Origin of the sequence: Subtercola vilae, from assembly GCF_004923255.1 — a bacterium.
In the GTDB taxonomy this organism is placed as follows: Bacteria; Actinomycetota; Actinomycetes; order Actinomycetales; family Microbacteriaceae; genus Subtercola; species Subtercola vilae.
On the sequence record NZ_QYRT01000100.1, the window covers coordinates 1 to 1,365 of the forward strand.

Sequence of the window (1,365 nt, forward strand, 5' to 3'; positions counted from 1 at the left end):
TGAAGCGCCCCAGGTTTGGTGCCGCATCCTTTTGAGTTGAAGGATGTATGTCATGCCGAAGAAGATCGATTCTGCTGTCCGTGATCGGGCAGTGAGGCTGGTGCGGGAGCACCGGTCGGAGTACCCATCTCTGACGGCCGCGTCAGCGGCCGTTGCCCGTCAGATCGGTGTCGGTCACGAGTCCGTGCGTCGGTGGGTGCTGCAAGCCGACATCGATGACGGAACCCGTGACGGGGTGACCACGGTCGAGGGGGCTGAGATCAAGAAGTTGAGAGCGGAAAACAGGTGCCTCCGCGAAGACGTCGCGATTCTGAGAGCGGCGACGAGTTTCTTCGTGGGGGAACTCGACCCCCGCAACCACTGATGATGGGTTTCATCGACATGATGAGAGCCGAGGGGCACGCAGTCGAGTCGATCTGTAGGGTTCTGCGCGAGCAGGGCTACCAGATCGCTGCGCGCACCTACCGGGCCCAGCGCACAGGAGCCGTTGCCGCGCGGACGGTCACCGACGCAATGGTCGTGGACGCGGTCCGTGACGCAGCCTGGACCACAGTCGAGGTCGGAGGTCGCCAGCGTCGCGTCCTGAAACCTGAGGGTCTGTATGGTCGGCGGAAGACGACCGCGCTGATCCGCCGCACCCGGATCGCAGGCGCGTCACGCGGTGCCGTTGATCGGGCGATGCGGGCCCTCGGATTGCAAGGAATCCGCCGCGACAAGAGCATCAGAACAACGATCCCCGCGAAGGACGGCGTGCGCGCCGGGGACCTGCTGAATCGGGACTTCACCGCCCCACGACCGGATCACACCTGGGTGATGGACTTCACCTACTGCCGTACCTGGGCAGGCTGGGTGTACGTGGCGTTCATCGTCGACGTGTTCTCGCAACGCATCGTCGGTTGGCATGCGCAGACCACGAAACATGTGGAGCTCGTGATGATTCCGCTGCGGATGAGTCTCTGGGAACGCGACCGGCAAGGCCACCCCGTTCAGCCGCGACAGTTGCGAGCCCACTCGGACGCGGGCTCTCAATACACAGCGGTGACGTACACTGAGAAACTCGCCCTGGATGGCATCGCGCCCTCGATTGGCTCCGTCGGCGACGCGTACGACAACGCCCTGATGGAGACGATCAACGGCCTCTACAAAGCCGAATGCATTCGCACGACAGTGTTCCACGACGGCCCCTACAAGAGCATCGCGGACGTTGAGTACGCGACCGCCGGCTGGGTCGAGTGGTACAACAACCGTAGGCTGCACTCAACCCTCGGCTACGTCTCACCAGCCGAATACGAGCAAGCCCACTACGCGACCCTCAACCGAGAGCCGCAACCCGCATAGGAGCGGCAGAAAACCTGGGGCGCTTCA

1 protein-coding gene is annotated in these 1,365 nt (G+C 63.4%); it reads left to right on the top strand.

Annotated features, from left to right (window positions below):
• Window positions 1-52 precede the first annotated feature (52 nt).
• Window positions 53-1,338, top strand: a protein-coding gene (locus D4765_RS18990; protein WP_136643869.1) for an IS3 family transposase whose coding sequence is annotated in 2 segments (ribosomal slippage) — window positions 53-326 and window positions 326-1,338 — 1,287 coding nt in all. Because the reading frame shifts where the segments join, the coding sequence is not laid out codon by codon here.
• Window positions 1,339-1,365: the final 27 nt, after the last annotated feature.